The following is a 19,376-nucleotide window of genomic DNA, read 5'->3' as shown; positions in this document are numbered from 1 at the left end:
GTAGCAAAAAAACAAAAAGACCAGTACTCCTTTTTATTACCAGTAGCTCTAAGTAAAAATACTATCTATTTTCGTTTAATTTATAATAGTTAAGGTCATGAATAAAGAAAAATCAATTGTAGTTTTAAATAATCTTATCGAAATCAATACGGAAAGAATTGAGATTTATAAAACAGCTAAAAAAGTAACAGAAGAGCATGATTTAAAAGATTTGTTCGCTGAATTCGAAGAAACTAGTACCATTTTCAAATTAGAACTTGTAGAAGAAGTTCAAAAAATGGGAGGCGTTCCAGTACATGTTGTAAAAAGGAATAGTCTATTTTCAAGATTTTGGATTAATTTTAAATTAACTGTCGGTGGAAAAGATAGAGAAGATATTTTGAACACTTTAGAATACAATGAATTTGTCGCGATAAAAAGCTATAAAGACACGTTGTCAAACAATCTAGATTATCTTACTGCTGAACTGCACATTAGGCTTAAATCACAACAAATTATGCTGACAAAGCACCATGATAAAGTCAAAAAATTAGGAGATTTAATGTTATCCTAAAATTGAATAATCGTTTTTGATTAGTCAATCTCTTTTTAAGCGATATTAATTAAAACTAGTAGTAGTTTTTCCTATTCTCTGTTGCAGTGAATACTAAAATAGCAACTAATTTTAAGGCCGTTAGAGAGCAATACTCATTATGAAATTTTTTAAAAGAAATCTGTTTTTTTTATAAAATCCCATCGCTAATTTTATGGAAGAACTTAAAATTATTGATTCTATCTGGACAAAGTATATTAGTCCTCAATATTCTCAAAATAAGTTGCGATACAAGCAGAAATAAATAAGCACTATAGAATTATGTTATTTTTCCTCCACTACCCTACCAAAAAATCTGCACAAAACTTTAATGTTTTAAAAAATCTAAAAAATAACAGAAACGATACATGAGTAATACACTAACGGCAAAAAAGGAAAGTATGATTAGCTATTTAAAAGAAACATTTAATGATGTAGGTAATGTTACATTATTTGCTTTGCGTTTTTTTAAAGAAGTAATTAAACCTCCTTATGAGATGAAAGAATTCATCAAACAGTGTTATGTAATAGGCTATAAATCATTGCCATTAGTGACCATCACCGGTTTTATAATGGGATTAGTGCTTACACTACAATCAAGACCTACTCTCGCGAAGTTTGGCGCTGAATCTTGGTTACCAAGTATGGTGGCACTCTCGCTAATTAGAGAAATAGCGCCCGTAATAACCGCTTTGATTTGTGCCGGTAAAGTTTCTTCGGGTATTGGTGCTGAATTAGGATCCATGAAAGTAACAGAACAAATTGACGCCATGGAGGTTTCCGCTATTAACCCTTATAAGTATTTAGTGGTTACCAGAATTTTGGCTACAACATTAATGATTCCCTTACTAGTAATTTATGCAGATGGTATCGGTGTTATAGGCGGATATATTGGAATCAATATTCATAGTGACGTGAATTTTCATCGGTATTTAGCTCAAGTATTAGAATCAATTACCTTTTTAGATATTTTTCCGGCAACGATGAAAACTTTTTTCTTTGGTTTTTTCATAGGAATGATCGGATGCTTTAAAGGTTTTAATGCGGCTAATGGAACAGAGAGCGTTGGTAAAGCTGCTAACTCAGCTGTGGTGACTGCCTCATTGACCATCTTCATTATAGACATGTTGGCCGTTCAAATAACCGATCTATTTTTCTAAAATGATACAAGAAAAAACAAATCTGGAACTTAACACTCCTGTTACAGGGAACGATCCAGTAATAGAAATAAAAGAACTGTATAAATCTTTTGGTACAAATGAGGTTTTAAAAGGAGTTAATCTTACCGTTAATAAAGGAGAAAACCTTGTTGTTTTAGGAAAATCTGGCTCTGGAAAATCAATTACCATAAAATGTATCGTTGGATTGATGGATATTGACAGAGGAGAAATAAAAGTGTTTGGATCTGACATTACAAAGATGGATAATTCAGAGCTAAACAAAATAAGGGTTCGAATTGGATTTTTATTTCAAAATGCTGCCTTATATGATTCTATGAGTGTTCGCGAGAATCTTGGATTTACTTTAAAGCGACATGCTAAAGATTTATCTGCAGAGGAAGTTGAAAATCAAATTAAGGAAATTCTAGAAAGTGTTGGACTGAGTGAGGCCATTGATAAAATGCCCTCAGAATTGTCTGGAGGGATGCGCAAAAGAATTGGTCTGGCAAGAACACTTATTTTAAAACCTGAAATTATATTGTACGACGAGCCTACAACGGGACTCGACACAATCACTTCAAGAGAAATTAGTGAATTGGTGCTCGAAATTCAGAAAAAATATAAAACTTCATCTATCATAATAACCCATGATATGGCCTGTGCAAAACACACCAGCGACCGATTGATGATTTTAAAAGACGGTGTCATCCATGCCGAAGGAACTTATGATGAATTAGAAAAAAGTGACGATGAATGGGTTCGTTCTTTTTTCATATAACCAATAAAAATGTAAAAATGATTAAAGAATCTGGATACCAATGGAAATTGGGAATGTTTGTAGTTATAGGCTTAGTCCTATTTGTAGGGACCATTTATTTTGTTGGAAAACAAAAAAATCTCTTTGGGTCTACCTTTGAATTGTATTCAAAATTTAATTCTGTCAATGGACTAGAGGTTGGAAATAATGTCCGTCTGTCTGGAATTAATATTGGAACAGTAGAAGAAATTGAATTTCTAACCGATACTTCGGTGGTCATTAAATTAATCATAAAAGAGGAGGTCCGTAAATACATCAAAAAAGATGCTGTTGCTAGTATCAGCTCTGATGGTTTGATGGGAGATAAGGTATTGATCATTTCCTCTGGCAAAAAATCGAATATTATTGTTGAGAATAATGATAAAATAGCTTCTAAGCAAGCGATAGAAATGGATGACTTAATGGTTAGCGTTAAAAAAAGTGTTGATAATGCTGGTGTAATCACTGCTGAACTGGCTCAATTCAGTTCGAGTATGAACAATGGAAATGGTGCCTTATCTAGATTGGTTTCTGATGAGCAATTTGGAAACAGCATAAAAAATATGGTCTCTAATCTGGAGAACAGCTCTTGCGAATTTAAGCGATTTACGGTGAACATGAATAACGGAAAAGGCGCATTATCCAAACTGGTTAGTGACGAAAAAATGGGAAAAGTTATTGATTCCTCCCTCACTAATGTTAAAACTGCTACCAAAGGATTAAATGAAGTTATCGAAGCCGCAAAACACAATTTTCTATTAAGAGGCTACTTCAATAAAAAGAAAAAAGAAGAAGAAAAAAAGCAAGATGAGATTTCAGACCTGGAAGAAGCTGAAATGAAAAAAGAATTAAAAATAGGAGTTGAAAATGATACTCTATAATAAATCCTATTCTATATTTTTAAGAATTTAAAAGGTTTACGATAGGGAAAATTCCAAAAACGGGTACCTGATTATACCTTCTAAATATTTATATTGCTTATTCTAACAGTACTCAGACATATCAAAATAATATATTATGAAAACAGAAAAAGAGCTTAACCAAGCAATTCTTGAAATTACCTTAAAAATACAAAATGAAAACCCCGAATTAAATAAATATTTGTCAGAGTTGCCGGTGACCATACCCGACATAAATAATCCACAAATAAATTGTAAAGTACTTCAAGATTATTATGACTCCTTACAAAACATTCTTAAAAAATATAAAGAAGGCCAGCAATAACCTTTCTTTTATATCTAAATATACTCAAATGAGAAGGAAGAGAGCGGCACCTTATTTAGATTGTTTTACTGTTTTTCAAGATGAAAATTACTTGACTATCCGATACTAGCACCGTTCTTGTGTTAGCTGTGGATAGTCATTTTTTTTATAATCTGTGAATAAAACAACTAATCCCTAAAGTTATGTAACTGAATCAGAAATTAAAAATACCAACTTTGTATCGTAAAAATTATTTTACATGTAACACAGGAAAGATGGATTCAATAGAGCAAGAGGGAAATTGGGAAGAACAAAAAGAGAGACTGAAAGAGAAATTTGCCGCTTTAACCAATGATAAATCTCTTTTTTCGGAGGAGAAAAAAGAGGAAATGTTAAACAAATACAAATCTAAATTGGGAAAAACTAGAGAAGAATTACTTAATATATTCGAAAGTCTTTAAGCAAAATCAATCTTGCTGATTAGTATTGCTTCCTTCAATCCAAAATAAAAATTTTGTTAAACAAAAATAATTTTTAGTATCTTTAATTATCATAAACCACTTATTTTAAGCGCTTTATATTTTATAACAAAAAAAATACATATAATTCAAAAATAATCTAAAATCTAAGATCATGAAAAAAACATTTTTAAATCTAGCCCTTACAACATTTATTGCCACAACTGTATTAGTTGGATGTCAGGACTCCACAAAAAAAGAAGCTGCTGCACAAGACAATGTAGAAAATGCAAGAGAAGATCTTGACGATGCCAAAGAAGAATTGTCAGACGCAAGAAAAACAGCAACGGAACAAGAATGGAATGCCTTTAAAGAAAGCACAAACGCTACCATTGCACAAAATGAAATTCGTATTGCTGAAATGAAAGCAGATTTGAAAAAAAGAGGTAAATCGATGGATGAAGCTTATGCAAAAAAAATTGAAGATTTAGAAGAAAAAAACAGAGAGATTAAAACCAAAGTCGAAATGTACAAAAACGATACTAGTAGTGACTGGAAATCATTTAAAGAAGAGTACAACCGCGATATGGATGAACTAGGTCAAGCATTCAAAAACTTGACTGTTGACAATAAATAGAAAATCAAAAAAGGCAAGTGTAGTAACTTGCCTTTTTTATACAATTACTTGATTAATAGCGATTTTAAAAAATTTAAACTAGAATTTATATCCCATAAAGTGTGAATAATGTAAATTTATTTAAAAGTAATGTAACAACTTACTTACACAAGATGTGGATATTTGTAGTATACAAAAACAATAAAAAAATATACAATGAAAAATTCAAAAAATTTAATTTTCGCTTCAACAGTTTTAGGTCTAATGTCTTTCACAGGGATGCAAGCTCAAGAAAAAATAGCCTCTTATGGTTTCAAAGGTGGACTTAACTTTTCCAACCTTTATACAGATACTGTTGACGATAATAATGTACTTACTGGTTTCAATGCAGGTCTGTATGCTAAGTTCCCTATTACAAACAGCATCGCTATTCAGCCAGAGATTAGTTACACTACAAAAGGTGCTGAATTAGTGTATAACAATGCTATTGTTCAAGGAACTGCAAAATTTAATGTCAACTATATTGAAGTCCCTGTATTATTAGTGGCTAATATCACTGAAAATTTTAATGTACATGTTGGCCCTTATGCTGCTTATATGGTTAGCGGAAAAACAACAAATGATTCTAATTTTTCTTCTTCTCAAAGAGAATTAGACACGGATGATTTTAACAAGTTTGATGCTGGTATTTCTGGAGGTGTTGGAATTGATTTGGATGCAGTAAACTTTGGAGTTCGTTACAATTATGGACTAACAAAAATAGGAAAAGATGATTCCTCTAGTAATTTTATTTCATCTGATGCAAAAAACAGCGTATTAAACGTTTATGTAGGATTGAGACTAAACTAATAATTAAATACTAATCACTAAAAACTAGAAATCATGAGTAACCTTCTTTACACCATCGCAGTAATTTTAGTAATATTCTGGGCAATTGGATTCTTTGCTTACAGTGCTGGATCTATTATTCATATTCTTCTTGTTATTGCAGTAATAGCAATATTATTTAGACTAATATCAGGCAGAAAAATCTAAGGCAACGTTGCAAATTATCATCTAATCATTAAAATAAAAAAACATGGGAAATCTTCTTTATACAATAGCAGTAATTTTAGTAATCTTTTGGGCAATTGGCTTTTTCGCATTCAGCCTAGGATCTATTATTCATGTACTACTTGTTATTGCCGTAATCGCAATACTTTTCAGACTGATATCAGGTAGAAGTATTTAATCAAATTAAAATTTAAAATAATAATAAAATAAGTAATTATGAAAGCAGATAAAATAATATTAGGAGTTTTAGGCGGAGTAGCTGTAGGAGCATTGTTAGGAGTATTATTTGCGCCTGAAAAAGGAGACAAAACTAGAAGAAAAATCATGGATAAAAGCAATGATTATGCTGACGAATTAAAAGACAAACTAGATACATTGTTAGGAACAATTACTAATAAATATGAGAAAATCTGGCAAGAAGGGGAAGCTTTAGTATCGGAAGGAAAATCAAAATTGTATGATGCTAAACATGATGGTGAAGCATTACTTGCTGAAGAAAAATCAAGATTTCAAGATGCAAAAAATGATATGAAAAATACAAATATCTAATCAGATATTAAAATTTCGCTATTTAGCACCTTAAAAATTTCATTATGGAAAACAACGCATCAACAATAGAAATGCTTTTTGAAAGAGCGGAAGATTATACCAGAACAACAGTAGAATTAGCTAAACTAAATGCAGTTGACAAAACTGCTGATGTAATGTCATCTTTATTATCTCGATTAACCGTTTCTATTGTTTTTGTACTGTTTGCCTTCCTTGCAAACATTGGTTTATCCTTATGGATTGGTGAATTACTTGGAAAAGTATATTATGGTTTTTTTATAGTATCTAGCGTTTATCTCATAGTTGCAATTGTTCTTTACCTCTTCAAAGATCAATGGCTTAAAATGCCAATCAGTAATTTTATTATTGTTAAAATGCTTAAAAAAAGTTAATATGAAAAAGCCAAACGAGACAGCAACTCTTAAAGAAGCGATTGCATTACTGAAACTAAAACAAGCCGAAGATTTATTACAGCTAAAAGATCAGTATTATCATACTTATGAAAGTTTAAAACCTGTAAATTTGATTAAAAATGCATTTGGTCAAATGGCCACTACGTCTGAATTTAAAGGCAACATACTGAGCAATGTTATCGGAATAACTACAGGTTATTTAACTAAAAAAGTTTTATTAGGATCCACTCAAAATCCAATAAAAAGAATTTTAGGAACACTATTACAATTTGTAATTACCAATGTGGTTACCAAACATTCTGAAAAAGTAAAAGAAAACGATTTACAAAACAGTTAATATCCTTTTACAGGCAATAGATATTAAGGAAATTTAATTTTTGTTTTTACAATTAATCTTTCGCACTCGCATTTCAAATTCAGAACTTTTACACTACCTTTGAAAGTTTCTTCGTTTATAAACTTTAATTTGAAAGTCGGATGGTCAAAAGAATCAATAATAAAGACTCAGAAATTAAAAACGATTTATTTGTTATTGCTAATAACGAAAAAATTAATGTAGCTGTAAAATTAATTCTCGCTATCGAAAAAATTTCTTTTCAAAACCAAGAAAAACAGGAACTTACAGCAAAACTTATTATTGCTGAAAAAGAAATAGCCCATCAAAACAAAGAAAAAGATAAACGGGCCTCAGAACTTCTGATAGCAAACAAAGAACTCGCTTTCCAAAATCTAGAAAAGGAAAAGCGTGCAACCGAATTAATTATCGCTAATAAAAAGCTAATAACTCAAAATTTAGAAAAAGAAAAACGAGCAGCAGAACTAATTTTAGCTAACAAAAATCTTGTATTTCAAAACCAAGAAAAAGAAAAACGAGCAGCAGAATTAATTATTGCTAATAAAGAACTAGCTTTTCAAAATCAAGAAAAAGAAAAACGAGCGGCAGAACTGATTATTGCTAATAAAAATCTTGAATACCAAAATCAAGAAAAGGAAAAGCGTGCCATAGAACTTTTGAATGCTATTTCTGAACTCAATATCGCTGAAGAATATCAAAAAGAATACATAATTGGTTTAGAAAAACTCATGTTCATGACTTCACATAAACTGAGGCAGCCGGTGACTAATATTCTAGGAATATCTTTTCTACTCGACCAGTCGTCCAATTCTAAAGAAGAAATTAAAGACTATCTAGAATACATAAAGCAATCAGCCATAACGCTTGATACTTATACTACAGAACTTACCTTTTTTATTCATGCTTTAAAAGAAAAGGAAAAAAATTGTTTATAACAGTTATTATAAATTTTTGATAATAACTTAAAATCAAGAGCGTACTTAGAGCTACTTTCCATTTTACCTTTGATTATAATCAAAAATTAGTTTCTGTATTGTTGTTTTAAATATACTTCTAATTGAAAGCATTGCGCCCCTTATTATTTTCAAATAAAGTTGAAACAATACACTTTTTAGCATCCCACTTTACCTTCTAAAAACTTTTTATTACTATAGATTTGAAGTTTATAAAATTGGAGCATCTGTAATAAAAATTAATTTTACTCGCCATCCAATTTGTAATGTGCAAAATCAAAATAGTATTGCCTTTGATTTTTAAATGATTTATTTTACAAACGAATTATAAGTACCAGAATTTATTTTCATTTCCTTATTTGTACTAACTTCTCTGTTAAAAATATTGAAAATAACATACTATTAACACGCGTAAGAAGTCAAAATACTGATTATTAATATTTTAATTTTTATTTTAACAAAAAAATAAGTGAATCTTACAACTTATAACTTTAAAAGTATAAGAGATTTAGTCTTTGATAAACGCACCTTTGGAGAATTAAATACTTAATCCCCAAAATTACTCAAAATGAAAACAAAAAATTTACTATTCACATTTGCAATACTATTTATTGCATTAATTTCTGGATGCGCAAGCGATGATTTTCAGGAAACAATTGGTGTATGTCCAGTTGTAGAATCGACAAGCCCTTTAAATGGAGCGTTAGGCGTTCAATTCAGTCCAGCTATTACTGTTACTTTCAATGAAGAAATGAACCCAGCAACACTTAATGAAACTTCTTTTACAGTTACAGGAACTGCAAGAGTAGCAGGAACTATCTCCTACAGCGGAAAAACTGCCTCGTTCACTCCTACAAGTCCATTAGCACCTAATACAACTTATACGGTTAAAGTTTCTACTGCTGCTAAAGATGTTATGGGCAATGCTTTGCAAGAAGATTACGTATGGACATTCAAAACTGGAGTTCCCCCAACCGTTATTTTAACAGATCCACTTAATGCAGCAACGGGAGTTAATCTAAATAAAACGATCACAGCTAATTTTAGCATAGCAATGAATGCTTTGACTATCAATGGAACTACTTTTACTTTAAAACAAGGTAGTACAGTTATTCCAGGAGTAGTTACTTATTCCGGCATTACAGCTTTTTTTAATCCAGCTTTGCCACTTGAATCTGGAACTACTTATACTGCAACAATTACCACTGGTGCACAAAACACGGCAGGTATTGCTCTGGCAAACAACTATGTTTGGACCTTTACTACTGTAAATGCAGCAATCAGAACTCCAGCTCCTGGAGCGGCTAGCGGTTTGTTTTTTGGAGTTTTTGGCGGTAACGCAGGAATCACGAATCAAGGAATTTATACAGTAATCAATACCACTGCTAGCGGAAGAATTGGTACCACTGCCGCTCCTACATTAATAACTGGTTTTAGAGACGGTCAAACGAATATCCCTTACACAGTTACTGGAACGAACGAAGGACTCGTAAAAGGTGGAATATATTCTGCAGGACCTGAGGCTTCTCAAGGATTGCTTGATGCTACTGCTGCTTATTTAAGTATTTCTCCAGCTTCAAAACCAGGAGGAGTTGATCCTGGAGCAGGTGAACTAGGAGGATTAACTTTAGCTCCTGGATTATATAAAGCTGCCGCAGGTACTTTTAAAATAACGAATGGTGATTTAACTTTAGATGCCAAAGGAGATGCTAATGCAGTTTGGATATTTCAAACAGAATCAGCTTTAACAGTCGGAGATTCAGCCCCAAGTAGTGTGAAATTCTTAAATGGTGTAGGAAATCCTAAAAATGTTTACTGGTATGTAGGTAGTACAGCAGTAATCAACTATGCAGGTGGTGGCGTTATGGTGGGAACTATTATCGCTAATTCTGGAGTAACATTATCCTCGCCAGCAAACAACACCAATACTACTGTACAAACGGTATTAAATGGTAGAGCGATTTCTTTGATATCTTCTGTTACTATGGTTAATACAATTGTTAACGTACCTGAATAAATTTTTGGCCCCATTGGGTTTACAGTAAAATAATTTGATCCCGTCTAAGGGCGGGATTTATTTCTAAAATGAAACAAAAAATAAAAAACATGAACAATACAACTAATTTAAAAAAGGGATCTCGCCAAGCTTGGTCACCTAATACCTTACCCATCAAAAGCCTTATAGTAGCTTCATTGACTTGGATAAGTGTTCAAACTCCCGCATTGGCACAACAAACACAAGAGGTAAAGTACGCTAAACCTTCTTGGTTCTTTGGTGTTGCTGGTGGAGCTAATTTCAACTTTTACCGAGGATCAACAAATCAGTTAAATGCAAGCTTTACACCTCCTGCAACATTTCATGATGGCGATGGTGTTGGATTGTTTATTGCGCCACTTTTAGAATATCGCCCTGCTGACTCTAGATGGGGAGTAATGCTACAAGCAGGTTATGATAGCCGTAAAGGTGCTTTTGACCAAGTACAAACTGCTTGTGATTGTCCTGCTGACTTATCTACTGATTTAAGTTACATTACTGTAGAACCAAGCGTGCGTTTTGCTCCATTTAAATCTAATTTCTATCTTTATGGAGGTCCTCGTTTGGCTTTCAACTTAGATAAATCATTTACATACAAATTAGGTATTAATCCAGCATTTCCAAATCAAGCAGCAACTCCTGATGTAACGGGCGAGTTTAGTGAAATTGAAGAAACTATCTTATCAATGCAAATTGGTGCAGGATATGATATTCCATTATCTTCAGACAGCAATAAGACTCAATTTGTATTGTCTCCGTTTGTTTCTTTCCAACCTTATTTTGGTCAAAATCCACGTGCAACCGAAACTTGGAATATTACAACCATAAGAGCTGGTGTAGCACTTAAATTTGGACAAGGACAAAATATCCAACAAGCTACGGATATGGTTCAAGACCGTGAGGTTGATTTTACTGTAAATTCTCCAAGCAATGTTCCTGGAGAAAATAGAATGACTGAAATTTTCCCACTTAGAAACTACGTTTTCTTTAACGAAGATTCGAATGAAATTCCAAACCGTTATGTTTTATTAACGAAAGATCAGGTGAAAGACTTTAAAGAAGATCAGGTGGAAGTATTTACTCCAAAAACCTTATCAGATCGCTCTAAACGTCAAATGACTGTATACTACAATGTATTGAACATCTTAGGGGATCGCATGCAAAAAAATCCTTCAGCTACTATTTCTTTAGTAGGTTCTTCTAAAAAAGGAAATTCAGATGGACTTGCAATGGCTGAATCGGTTAAAACGTATTTAGTTAATGTATTTTCCATTGATGCATCTAGAATTGCAACTAAAGGTCAAGACAAGCCAAATATTCCATCTGAACAACCAGGCGCAACACTAGAATTAGTATTGTTACGTGAAGGAGATCGTAGAGTTTCTATCGAAAGTAACTCTCCTGATTTATTAATGGAATTTCAAAGTGGTACTGATGCACAATTGAAACCAGTACAAATTGTTGCCTTGCAAGAAGCACCTATCGAAAGCTACGTATCTTTTAATAATAAAGGAGCTGGTGAAGCATTGTCTTCTTGGTCATTACAATTGACAGACGAACAAGGAAAAGTACAATCTTTTGGACCCTACATGGAGGATGAAGTTAAGATTCCTGGAAAATCAATTTTAGGTAGTCGCCCAGAAGGAGATTACAACGTAAAAATGATTGGTCAAACCAAAAGTGGTAAAATTGTAGAAAAAGAAACACCAATACATGTGGTGCTTTGGACTCCTGCAAAAACAGAAGAAGGAATGAGATACAGTATTCTTTATGAATTCAACAAAGCAGTAGCTATTAAAATGTATGAAAAATACCTTACTGATATTGTAACTCCTAAAATTCCTGTTGGTGCAAAAGTTATGATTCATGGTCATACTGATATTATTGGTGGTGAAGCATATAACCTAAATTTATCTGCCTCTCGTGCAAATGATGTGAAAACGATTATCGAAAAAGCATTGGCAAAATCAGGAAGAAACGATGTTAAATTTGAAGTTAACGGATTTGGAGAAGATGAAAATAAATCTCCTTTTGAAAATAAAACTCCAGAGGAACGTTTTTATAATCGTACCGTAATTATTGACATTATTCCTGCTACAAGATAATATTGTTATAGGGAGAATAAACTTTTATAAATGCAAAAAAGGGATAGAAACTTAAAAGTCTATCCTTTTTTTTGGTCTCAATTGAAATCATAAAGTCAGTACAATCTTTTAATCATGAACTAATTCCAACCACAGTATTTCATCATATAAAAAATAACGGAACTTGGTTTCTGTCAATTTAGATTTGAAACACTAAAATTGGTCAAAAAAATTTAGTATTTTTACTATTCACTTTATTTAAAAGGATGTCTTCAAACGAGAAAATCATTATCAAGTTCTATACTGCTTTTGCAAATGCTGATGCAGTGACAATGTGTGAATGTTACGATTCAAACATTCAGTTTCGAGATCCTGCGTTTGGTTTATTAAAAGGAAATGACGTATTCCAAATGTGGAAAATGCTTATGGAGAAAAGTAAAGGCACTATAAAAATTGAATACTCAGATGTAAAAGCCAACGAATATATCGGTACGGCCCATTGGATTGCCACTTACAATTTTAGCAAAACCAATAGAAAAGTAATCAATCGCATTCAGTCGCAATTTCAATTTAAAGACGGTTTGATTATAAAACACACGGATGATTTTGACATCTGGAATTGGTCTAAGCAGGCTTTTGGATTTACAGGACAGCTTTTGGGTTGGACCGGATTTTTTCAAAAAAAAATACAACAACAAGCATTGGCATCATTACAAAAGTATAAAGAAACTAAACATGTTAACTGATATTTTAAAAGTTCTTTTCAACAACCATTTCAACAAGCTTAAAATTGAAATTGAATTATACAAAAATGAAAGTACGATTTCGAAAACCCAAAAAGGAATCGCTAATTCCGGTGGTAATCTTTGTTTGCATTTAATAGGAAATCTAAATACTTATATTTCTGCTGCATTAGGGAAAACAAACTATAGTAGAAATCGAGCGCTTGAATTTTCCCTTAAAGATATTCCAAGATCAATATTATTAACAAAAATTGAAGAAACACGTGTTGCAATAGAAAATACGTTGGATAGTTTATCGCAACAGGATTTAAAAATGGAATTTCCGCTTCTGGTATTCGAAGAAAAAACAACTACTGAATCTATGCTAATTCATTTGACCACGCACCTCGCCTATCATTTGGGTCAAATCAATTACCATAGGCGATTAGTAGAAGCTTAAATAATTCTTTAGTACTGGAACGAAGAATATGATTTAACAACTATTACATACTTTGGTTATGATGCAATCTTCTAAAACACCGGTACTATTTCAAACAAGCAGAAACTATTCTGTTTTAGAAATCCTCCAGATTATAGTACTGGCTTCTTTAGTTTTATATTTTGGTAAAACACTTTTCATTCCTTTAAGTTTTTCATTACTCATGAGTTTTATTCTATATCCTATCTGTAAATGGATGCAAGGAAAAGGACTTGATAAAGGAATAGCCATATTTATATCGATTTTAGGAGTAACACTTTTAGTAGGGGCTGTGCTTTATTTATTATTTGCGCAGTTTACAGAATTTCTAAAGGAATGGCAATCTTTAAGAGTTAAATTAGCAGAAACAATAAAGGAATTGAGTCTGTTACTTTTGGAACGATTCAATATTAGTCTAGAAAAACAATCCGACTTCATTGGTAACATGCTCAATAATTCGGGTTCACAGGTATTTTCAATCCTACGAAGTACTGCTTATTCCTTATCTGAATCCGTATTTTTTTTATTGATGATTCCTATTTTTTCCGCGTTACTATTGTACCACAGACACTTGTTGTCAAATGCATTGTACCAACTTTTTCCTGCGGAGCAAAAAAATACCGTTCATGAAATTTTGATCGAAACTATCCATGAATATTATAATTTCATCAAAGGAATGCTATTGGTCTATTTACTAGTAGGATTGTTAAACAGCATTGGCCTATGGATTATTGGAATACCAAATCCATTTCTCTTTGGATTTATTGCTTCAATCCTAACTTTTATACCATACGTAGGAATCATGATATCGGCCCTGTTGCCTATTGCCGTTTCTTGGATAACTTACAATTCGGTTTGGTATCCTCTAGCTGTAATTGTGGTTTTTTCCATTGTACAATTACTGGAAGCCTACATTATATTTCCTTTTGCAGTGGGAAGCCGTTTAAAAATAAACACACTTGTTATTATAATTGTGGTAATAGTAGGCGGTATTTTATGGGGTGCTGCAGGAATGATACTGTTTATTCCATTCACAAGCATCATAAAATTAATTGCAGACCGCACACCTAGCTTAAAGACCTTATCAGTATTACTGGGAGATGGAGAAGTACGGAAACTGTCTGAAGAGCCTATTTCAAAAGATTAAAATCAAACCCCCACTCTACTTCTTTTATATACCATAATTGTCCTTCAGAAACTAATAAAGGACAATCAAAATTATTCGTATAAAGTCCGCCAGTTCCTAACCCTTGTGGCATCAAATTGCCTTGCAAATAGGTCCATTGTGCAATAGCGTTAAGTCCAATATTACTCTCTAAAGCAGAGGTAACCCACCACTCTATTTTGTGCTTTTCGGCCAATGAAATCCATTCTTGCGTGCCTCGAAAACCACCTACAAAACTTGGCTTCAAAATGATATACTGCGGCTTGATTTTTTCTAGTAACTGCTCTTTTTCATCTAAAGTAAACACACCGATTAACTCCTCGTCTAAAGCAATAGGAAAAGGAGTGATATTACATAAATCTGCCATCCTGTCAGTCTGATTTTTTTGTATCGGTTGCTCTATGCTATGTAATTTAAATTCAGATAGTTGAATTAGTTTGTGTAAAGCTAAGTCTGAACTAAAAGCACCATTAGCATCTACCCGAATTTCGACTTGCTCAGGAGTAAAATGTTCTCGTATAAACCGTAATAATTGTAGTTCTTTAGCGAAATCTATCGCTCCAATTTTAAGTTTTATACAGGTAAAGCCCTGCGCTAATTTTTCCTCAATTTGCTGCTTCATAAACGACTCCTCACCCATCCAAACTAAACCGTTTATTACCATCGATTTTGTACCATTTGTAAAGTCCGAAGGAAAGAGCAAAAAAGGAGTCTCACTCACCAAAGATTGGAACGCCATTTCAACTCCAAACTGTATCGAAGGAAACGCTAATAACGCTTCCCAAAGCTGTTCTTTTCCTAGATGAATATTATCGCAAGTCCATTGTAATTTTTCTTCATAATCCGATCGATCATCAATACTCAATCCGCGAAGGATGCCGCATTCCCCTATTCCATTTTTTCCGTCTTTTTCTAAGACAATAAACCAAGTTTCTTTTTCGGTCATAACGCCACGGGAAGTTCCTGACGGGCGTTTGAAATCCAGAAGGTATTTGTGGTAGGTTGCTTTCATATTTTTTTTTAACCGCAGAGAGCGTTAAATGTTTTCAAAAGGCTAAAGACCTTTTTATATACAGTTCTAAACTATTCTCAAACTTATAATTAACTAGTTTCTATTCAATTTATTCTATAATAAATTTTTCATAGTTCTTCCTTATGTATTCAATTTGAAGCTTTTGCATGCCATTTAAATTATAAAAAAAATCATCAAATTTATCAAAATCAGGATTTCGTTTGTTTAAAAAATCTAAGTTCTGATTTTTAAAAACAATTATTGCTTTTTCAATTAACTCTTTATAATCATCTGCTCCGATTCTTTTTAATCCACTCAAAACAAATTCACTATATTCTAAATCGTAGTTTAAAAAAAACTGATCAAATCCACCATTTTCAACTTCAAATTGCAAAACGCAAATAGCTAAAAATTCCTTCATTGCTATATTAGCAATAGTTAAGTTTTCTCCAAATGTTTCAAATTCTAACTCAGTAGCTTTTTGATAAATCAAAGAGACTAAATTCTCATCAGATGCTTTTTGCAAATCAAAAATTGAATATTTTAATTTCTGCTCCATATTTGAATTAATCAATCAACTTCAAAACTTTTTCAAAGTTATTGGAAACTATTCCCACTTTTTTGAAAGATGCAAAATCTTGTTTTATTTTTTGAGTCCAACTCAAACTATCTGTAACATTTTGAGATTGATATTCTTTATAAATGGCTTTTGCCGAAGCATAATTATCATTCAATAAATAGGCGTGCGCCAAATTCATTTGAATCAATAACTCTGTATTATCAATTTTTTCACCTTCTTTCAAGAATTTAATCGCTTGTCCGTACTGCTTCGTTAACACATAACTATTTCCTATAGCGTTGTAATCCATGGCAGTTGCTTTTCCATCATTGATAATAGTTGTTAGTTTCTGAATAGCATCGCCTTGCTTTCCTTGTTTTGCCAGTAAAGTGGCTTGCTTACGCAAATCGTCATACACACTTTTAGAAAGACTGCTTTCACCAAAACAACTGTTTCCAAAATCCTTGAACGCTTTAGCGCGCTCTACCGCCAATAATTTCTGAAATTCCTTGTACTTGTACTTGGATTGGATTTTGTCGAGGATACAAACGCAAAAATCATCTGAATTGGTCATTTTTTGAGCCAGATTAGAAGTTTTGCATTGATCGATGATTGCTTTTCTGTTTTCAACAGTCCAGCCGCGACTGAGTTTGTTATCCACCCACGGCACCACTTCGAGAATGATTTTTTGATTCATGATCCAGTTCTTGCTTTCGAAACCAAACCATAAATTTCCAGTATTCAATTTCATAAAAGCTGATTTATCTGCAGAAAGCAGTTTAGCATCTTTACTAACGGGTGTATCTTGAACCAAACATGCATCGTCTGTTTTTCCGTTTTCTTTGTATTTTGTAGTTAAGTCGGCGCTAGAGAAAACAGCATACTTGCATTTGTCATCTCCTGATATTTTAGACAAAATAAAAACGGCTCCTGCCGAACCTTGACTAATTCCTGTAGGGTCTGGAATGGCTTTTAAAACGGAAACTAAACTGCCCGCCATTTGCTGATTTTTGTCCAAAAGTGTTATTCTGTAAACGACTTCAGTAGTTCCCTCAGGGAAATCTTGGGTTTTTATAATGATTCTGTCTCTGGCAGAAACTGTTATTTCTTCGGTTGTAGCGCGGGTTTTATCCCAATAACCGTCTTTTTGAGAAAAACTTGTCTTAAAAGCGAGTACAGTTACTAGCAGAAAAATTCCTTTTATACTATTCATATTCTTGATTAACGTAATTTCATAACCCTGATAGCAGCGGTATCCTTTCCTTGTCTCCTCTGTTCTCTTGAGACAAGAGGAGACAAGGAAAGATACGAGCGAATAGCAGGAAATAGCTCCAAATACAACTAAGGTCGGGGACTAGCTTGTTTTATAATTCGATTGAACTCCCTATTTCCAGCAACATCAAATCTTTTCCTTTATTGAAAAATTTACGAATGGATTCCTCGTGGTCGATTTCGATATAACCGAAAGTATCATAGTGATACCCCAGGATTTTATCACAATCCAAGAAATCGGAAGCAATAATGGCATCGTCAACATCCATGGTGAAATTATCGCCTATTGGCAAAATCGCCAAGTCCAGTTTAGTGCGCATCGGAATGAGTTTCATGTCCATATTCAGCGCCGTATCGCCAGCAATGTAGATGTTTTTATGCTCGCCTTCGATGACAAAACCACCAGGATTTCCCCCGTAACTGCCATCAGGAAACGAACTAGAATGAATGGCATTAACAAATTTTAATTTTCCAAAATCAAAATTCCAACTCCCACCGTGATTCATCGGATGCGACTGAAATCCTTTAGCAGCATAATAACCTGCAATTTCAGCATTGGAAACAATTACGGCGTTGCTTCTTTTTGCAATAGCCTCAACATCCAGAATATGGTCGCCGTGCGCATGCGTTAAAAGAATATAATCGGCTTTTAATGTTTCTAGGTCAACATGTGCCGCTTTTGGATTAGCAGAAATATAAGGATCTACAAGAAGATGTTTGTCACCCACCGCTATTCCTAAAGATGCATGGCCATAAAATGTTATTTTCATGTTTTTTTATTTAAAATCAAATCCCCAATGCTAGCTGCGATTTGGGATTCGAAACTGGATGTATACTTGTTGTAAAAATTATTATTTTTTAATGATTTTTAAGATTGAAACTAGGCTGCTCGTTATCTTCCGCCCATCAATGTATTAACAATCAAATCCGAAAAAAAGAAAATCATGCACAAAGCGAGCAATACCGAAAGTGCAAAAGTACTCAATGCTAGTTTTTTTAATTCGGGATCTAATTCCCTAGGGGTTTGATTTTTATAAACAGTAATCAAATGTTTAGTTAAAGGGATATAAGCCAATAAAAACAAGTATTGATCAAAGTAAAAATCATCAAGGATAGCAAAAACAATTACTAAAACCATAGCTATTACAATCAGACTGTAATGGTATATTTTAGCTTTAGCACCACCAATTTTTACTACAATGGTATTTTTATTTGATTTTCTATCAGATGCTTCGTCTCGCATATTATTCAAATTCAAAACACCAACACTCAATAACCCAATAGCAACAGCAGGCAAAACCAACAACGCATCCAATTGTTTTGAGTATAAAAAATTCACTCCTAAAGTACTCACCAATCCGAAAAATACAAATACAAAGAGGTCTCCAAATCCTCGATACCCATAGGCTGTATTTCCAACTGTATAACGAATAGCAGATATAATGGAAAGAATTCCCAAAACCAAATAAAATAGCGAAAACCATAAGTTGGTATCGGTAAAAGCATAATAAATCAGTAAAATCGCTGACAGTAACGTCAATGCAGATGTAATTATAATCGCGCGTTTCATCGCTTGTGGAGTAATCACACCGCTTTGAATTGCCCGTTTTGGTCCTACACGATGTTCATTATCTGTTCCTTTAATGCCGTCACCATAATCATTGGCAAAATTAGATAGTATTTGCAATCCTAATGTGGTCAATATAGCAAAGCCAAACAATCGCCAGTTAAAAACTTCTGTTGGTGTTAAAATACTATCTGTTGGGTGTGCCAAAGCATACATACTTCCAACTATTATTCCAGAAACCGATAAAGGTAATGTGCGTAAACGTGCTGCTTCAATCCAATGTTTCATATTTTTTTATTTAAAAATTTAAAGTCTACAACCTAAGATTTGTTGTGCAAACAACTTTAAACCTTAA

At 33.0% G+C, this 19,376-nt stretch carries 24 protein-coding genes; 19 read left to right on the top strand and 5 right to left on the bottom strand.

What is annotated here, in order from left to right; translation table 11 throughout:
• Positions 1 to 97: 97 nt before the first annotated feature.
• The 19 genes from BLS90_RS06060 to BLS90_RS05980 all read left to right on the top strand — a co-directional run bounded on the left by BLS90_RS06060 (position 98) and on the right by BLS90_RS05980 (position 14,593).
• Positions 98 to 553 carry a PA2169 family four-helix-bundle protein gene (locus BLS90_RS06060; RefSeq protein ID WP_091256441.1) on the top strand — a complete coding sequence of 152 codons (456 nt, stop codon included), beginning with the start codon at positions 98 to 100 and terminating at the stop codon, positions 551 to 553.
• Positions 554 to 972: 419 nt separating this feature from the next.
• Positions 973 to 1,731: an MlaE family ABC transporter permease gene (locus BLS90_RS06055; RefSeq protein ID WP_091256803.1), complete on the top strand. Its 759-nt coding sequence runs from the start codon at positions 973 to 975 to the stop codon at positions 1,729 to 1,731.
• A gap of 1 nt (position 1,732) precedes the next feature.
• A complete protein-coding gene (locus BLS90_RS06050; protein WP_091256439.1) occupies positions 1,733 to 2,509 on the top strand; it encodes an ABC transporter ATP-binding protein in 777 nt (258 codons plus the stop codon).
• 17 nt (positions 2,510 to 2,526) lie between these two features.
• The gene (locus tag BLS90_RS06045) at positions 2,527 to 3,408 is read left to right on the top strand and encodes an MlaD family protein (protein WP_091256801.1); all 882 of its coding nucleotides are present in this window, start codon (positions 2,527 to 2,529) and stop codon (positions 3,406 to 3,408) included.
• A 136-nt stretch (positions 3,409 to 3,544) separates the two neighbouring features.
• Positions 3,545 to 3,751 (top strand): hypothetical protein, encoded by a 207-nt coding sequence (locus BLS90_RS06040; RefSeq protein WP_091256437.1) that lies wholly within the window; start codon positions 3,545 to 3,547, stop codon positions 3,749 to 3,751.
• 254 nt (positions 3,752 to 4,005) lie between these two features.
• On the top strand, positions 4,006 to 4,191 hold the full coding sequence (locus BLS90_RS06035; protein ID WP_091256434.1) for a CsbD family protein: 186 nt from the start codon (positions 4,006 to 4,008) through the stop codon (positions 4,189 to 4,191).
• Between the two features lie 172 nt (positions 4,192 to 4,363).
• The gene (locus BLS90_RS06030; protein ID WP_091256432.1) at positions 4,364 to 4,825 is read left to right on the top strand and encodes a sll1863 family stress response protein; all 462 of its coding nucleotides are present in this window, start codon (positions 4,364 to 4,366) and stop codon (positions 4,823 to 4,825) included.
• A 195-nt stretch (positions 4,826 to 5,020) separates the two neighbouring features.
• The gene (locus BLS90_RS06025; RefSeq protein WP_245705051.1) at positions 5,021 to 5,653 is read left to right on the top strand and encodes a porin family protein; all 633 of its coding nucleotides are present in this window, start codon (positions 5,021 to 5,023) and stop codon (positions 5,651 to 5,653) included.
• A gap of 33 nt (positions 5,654 to 5,686) precedes the next feature.
• A complete protein-coding gene (locus BLS90_RS16640; protein ID WP_121365230.1) occupies positions 5,687 to 5,839 on the top strand; it encodes a lmo0937 family membrane protein in 153 nt (50 codons plus the stop codon).
• Positions 5,840 to 5,882: 43 nt separating this feature from the next.
• Positions 5,883 to 6,035: a lmo0937 family membrane protein gene (locus BLS90_RS16635; RefSeq protein ID WP_139171392.1), complete on the top strand. Its 153-nt coding sequence runs from the start codon at positions 5,883 to 5,885 to the stop codon at positions 6,033 to 6,035.
• 38 nt (positions 6,036 to 6,073) lie between these two features.
• Complete coding sequence (locus tag BLS90_RS06020) at positions 6,074 to 6,406, top strand: YtxH domain-containing protein (protein ID WP_091256430.1); 333 nt, start codon at positions 6,074 to 6,076, stop codon at positions 6,404 to 6,406.
• A 44-nt stretch (positions 6,407 to 6,450) separates the two neighbouring features.
• The gene (locus tag BLS90_RS06015) at positions 6,451 to 6,798 is read left to right on the top strand and encodes a hypothetical protein (protein WP_091256428.1); all 348 of its coding nucleotides are present in this window, start codon (positions 6,451 to 6,453) and stop codon (positions 6,796 to 6,798) included.
• A 1-nt stretch (position 6,799) separates the two neighbouring features.
• On the top strand, positions 6,800 to 7,156 hold the full coding sequence (locus BLS90_RS06010; protein ID WP_091256425.1) for a hypothetical protein: 357 nt from the start codon (positions 6,800 to 6,802) through the stop codon (positions 7,154 to 7,156).
• A gap of 140 nt (positions 7,157 to 7,296) precedes the next feature.
• The gene (locus BLS90_RS16805; protein ID WP_175455437.1) at positions 7,297 to 8,109 is read left to right on the top strand and encodes a diguanylate cyclase; all 813 of its coding nucleotides are present in this window, start codon (positions 7,297 to 7,299) and stop codon (positions 8,107 to 8,109) included.
• A gap of 586 nt (positions 8,110 to 8,695) precedes the next feature.
• Entirely contained in the window at positions 8,696 to 10,144 is a 1,449-nt protein-coding gene (locus BLS90_RS06000) for an Ig-like domain-containing protein (protein ID WP_091256423.1), read from the top strand.
• 68 nt (positions 10,145 to 10,212) lie between these two features.
• Positions 10,213 to 12,267, top strand: coding sequence for an OmpA family protein (locus BLS90_RS05995; RefSeq protein ID WP_245705050.1), 2,055 nt, complete (start codon positions 10,213 to 10,215; stop codon positions 12,265 to 12,267).
• Between the two features lie 245 nt (positions 12,268 to 12,512).
• Positions 12,513 to 12,992 carry a nuclear transport factor 2 family protein gene (locus tag BLS90_RS05990; protein WP_091256421.1) on the top strand — a complete coding sequence of 160 codons (480 nt, stop codon included), beginning with the start codon at positions 12,513 to 12,515 and terminating at the stop codon, positions 12,990 to 12,992.
• Positions 12,982 to 13,428, top strand: coding sequence for a DUF1572 family protein (locus BLS90_RS05985; protein WP_091256418.1), 447 nt, complete (start codon positions 12,982 to 12,984; stop codon positions 13,426 to 13,428). Before BLS90_RS05990 ends, BLS90_RS05985 begins: the two co-directional genes overlap by 11 nt.
• A 58-nt stretch (positions 13,429 to 13,486) precedes the next feature.
• The gene (locus tag BLS90_RS05980) at positions 13,487 to 14,593 is read left to right on the top strand and encodes an AI-2E family transporter (RefSeq protein WP_091256415.1); all 1,107 of its coding nucleotides are present in this window, start codon (positions 13,487 to 13,489) and stop codon (positions 14,591 to 14,593) included.
• Here the strand turns inward: BLS90_RS05980 and BLS90_RS05975 are convergent.
• The 5 genes from BLS90_RS05975 to menA all read right to left on the bottom strand — a co-directional run bounded on the left by BLS90_RS05975 (position 14,577) and on the right by menA (position 19,309).
• Positions 14,577 to 15,623, bottom strand: coding sequence for an o-succinylbenzoate synthase (locus BLS90_RS05975; RefSeq protein ID WP_091256413.1), 1,047 nt, complete (start codon positions 15,621 to 15,623; stop codon positions 14,577 to 14,579). The two genes, BLS90_RS05980 and BLS90_RS05975, sit on opposite strands and share 17 nt — an antisense overlap.
• A gap of 109 nt (positions 15,624 to 15,732) precedes the next feature.
• Positions 15,733 to 16,197 (bottom strand): DMP19 family protein, encoded by a 465-nt coding sequence (locus BLS90_RS05970; protein WP_139171391.1) that lies wholly within the window; start codon positions 16,195 to 16,197, stop codon positions 15,733 to 15,735.
• Positions 16,190 to 17,395 carry a tetratricopeptide repeat protein gene (locus tag BLS90_RS05965; RefSeq protein WP_091256408.1) on the bottom strand — a complete coding sequence of 402 codons (1,206 nt, stop codon included), beginning with the start codon at positions 17,393 to 17,395 and terminating at the stop codon, positions 16,190 to 16,192. Before BLS90_RS05965 ends, BLS90_RS05970 begins: the two co-directional genes overlap by 8 nt.
• A gap of 151 nt (positions 17,396 to 17,546) precedes the next feature.
• Positions 17,547 to 18,224 carry a metal-dependent hydrolase gene (locus BLS90_RS05960; RefSeq protein ID WP_091256406.1) on the bottom strand — a complete coding sequence of 226 codons (678 nt, stop codon included), beginning with the start codon at positions 18,222 to 18,224 and terminating at the stop codon, positions 17,547 to 17,549.
• A gap of 122 nt (positions 18,225 to 18,346) precedes the next feature.
• Positions 18,347 to 19,309 carry a 1,4-dihydroxy-2-naphthoate octaprenyltransferase gene (menA, locus tag BLS90_RS05955; RefSeq protein WP_091256404.1) on the bottom strand — a complete coding sequence of 321 codons (963 nt, stop codon included), beginning with the start codon at positions 19,307 to 19,309 and terminating at the stop codon, positions 18,347 to 18,349.
• Positions 19,310 to 19,376 lie beyond the last annotated feature (67 nt).

This window comes from Flavobacterium omnivorum (assembly GCF_900099915.1).
GTDB lineage: Bacteria > Bacteroidota > Bacteroidia > Flavobacteriales > Flavobacteriaceae > Flavobacterium > Flavobacterium omnivorum.
The sequence above is the reverse complement of the archived record's forward strand: the minus strand, read 5'-3'. Positions and strand labels throughout refer to the sequence as shown.

Excerpts from the sequence above, each read along its gene's own strand:
- BLS90_RS06015 (WP_091256428.1), top strand. The coding sequence starts at position 6,451 with ATGGAAAACAACGCATCAACAATAGAAATGCTTTTTGAAAGAGCGGAA.
- BLS90_RS06035 (WP_091256434.1), top strand. The coding sequence starts at position 4,006 with ATGGATTCAATAGAGCAAGAGGGAAATTGGGAAGAACAAAAAGAGAGA.
- menA (WP_091256404.1), bottom strand. The coding sequence starts at position 19,309 with ATGAAACATTGGATTGAAGCAGCACGTTTACGCACATTACCTTTATCG.
- BLS90_RS05995 (WP_245705050.1), top strand. The coding sequence starts at position 10,213 with ATGAAACAAAAAATAAAAAACATGAACAATACAACTAATTTAAAAAAG.
- BLS90_RS05990 (WP_091256421.1), top strand. The coding sequence starts at position 12,513 with ATGTCTTCAAACGAGAAAATCATTATCAAGTTCTATACTGCTTTTGCA.
- BLS90_RS06010 (WP_091256425.1), top strand. The coding sequence starts at position 6,800 with ATGAAAAAGCCAAACGAGACAGCAACTCTTAAAGAAGCGATTGCATTA.
- BLS90_RS06025 (WP_245705051.1), top strand. The coding sequence starts at position 5,021 with ATGAAAAATTCAAAAAATTTAATTTTCGCTTCAACAGTTTTAGGTCTA.
- BLS90_RS06055 (WP_091256803.1), top strand. The coding sequence starts at position 973 with ATGATTAGCTATTTAAAAGAAACATTTAATGATGTAGGTAATGTTACA.
- BLS90_RS16805 (WP_175455437.1), top strand. The coding sequence starts at position 7,297 with ATGGTCAAAAGAATCAATAATAAAGACTCAGAAATTAAAAACGATTTA.
- BLS90_RS06050 (WP_091256439.1), top strand. The coding sequence starts at position 1,733 with ATGATACAAGAAAAAACAAATCTGGAACTTAACACTCCTGTTACAGGG.
- BLS90_RS06060 (WP_091256441.1), top strand. The coding sequence starts at position 98 with ATGAATAAAGAAAAATCAATTGTAGTTTTAAATAATCTTATCGAAATC.
- BLS90_RS16635 (WP_139171392.1), top strand. The coding sequence starts at position 5,883 with ATGGGAAATCTTCTTTATACAATAGCAGTAATTTTAGTAATCTTTTGG.
- BLS90_RS06020 (WP_091256430.1), top strand. The coding sequence starts at position 6,074 with ATGAAAGCAGATAAAATAATATTAGGAGTTTTAGGCGGAGTAGCTGTA.
- BLS90_RS06030 (WP_091256432.1), top strand. The coding sequence starts at position 4,364 with ATGAAAAAAACATTTTTAAATCTAGCCCTTACAACATTTATTGCCACA.
- BLS90_RS06040 (WP_091256437.1), top strand. The coding sequence starts at position 3,545 with ATGAAAACAGAAAAAGAGCTTAACCAAGCAATTCTTGAAATTACCTTA.
- BLS90_RS05985 (WP_091256418.1), top strand. The coding sequence starts at position 12,982 with ATGTTAACTGATATTTTAAAAGTTCTTTTCAACAACCATTTCAACAAG.
- BLS90_RS16640 (WP_121365230.1), top strand. The coding sequence starts at position 5,687 with ATGAGTAACCTTCTTTACACCATCGCAGTAATTTTAGTAATATTCTGG.
- BLS90_RS05980 (WP_091256415.1), top strand. The coding sequence starts at position 13,487 with ATGATGCAATCTTCTAAAACACCGGTACTATTTCAAACAAGCAGAAAC.
- BLS90_RS05960 (WP_091256406.1), bottom strand. The coding sequence starts at position 18,224 with ATGAAAATAACATTTTATGGCCATGCATCTTTAGGAATAGCGGTGGGT.
- BLS90_RS05965 (WP_091256408.1), bottom strand. The coding sequence starts at position 17,395 with ATGAATAGTATAAAAGGAATTTTTCTGCTAGTAACTGTACTCGCTTTT.
- BLS90_RS06045 (WP_091256801.1), top strand. The coding sequence starts at position 2,527 with ATGATTAAAGAATCTGGATACCAATGGAAATTGGGAATGTTTGTAGTT.
- BLS90_RS05975 (WP_091256413.1), bottom strand. The coding sequence starts at position 15,623 with ATGAAAGCAACCTACCACAAATACCTTCTGGATTTCAAACGCCCGTCA.
- BLS90_RS06000 (WP_091256423.1), top strand. The coding sequence starts at position 8,696 with ATGAAAACAAAAAATTTACTATTCACATTTGCAATACTATTTATTGCA.